Annotated in this window: 1 protein-coding gene; it reads left to right on the forward strand. The window is 71.5% G+C overall.

What is annotated here, in order from left to right; translation table 11 throughout:
• Window positions 1–242: PPE domain-containing protein (locus WU80_RS25085; RefSeq protein ID WP_156349813.1), on the forward strand; the 242-nt coding region annotated here is incomplete at both ends.

Genomic DNA, 242 nt, shown 5'->3' on the forward strand with positions numbered 1-242 from the left:
TCGGCGGCGTTGAGTTATCAGAGCGTGGTGACGCAGCTGGCCAGTGAGGAGTGGGCGGGTACGGCTTCGGCGGCGATGGCGGCCGCGGCCACGCCGTATGCGGAGTGGCTCAGTGCCACGGCGGCGCAGGCCGAGCAGGCGGCGGTGCAGGCGAGCTCGGCGGCGGCGGCTTATGAGTCGGTGTTTTCCTCGGTGGTGCCCCCGCCGGTGATCGCGGCCAACCGGGCGTTGGTGCAGCAGTT

The sequence above is a fragment of the Mycobacterium sp. UM_11 genome, assembly GCF_001414075.1.
GTDB lineage: Bacteria > Actinomycetota > Actinomycetes > Mycobacteriales > Mycobacteriaceae > Mycobacterium.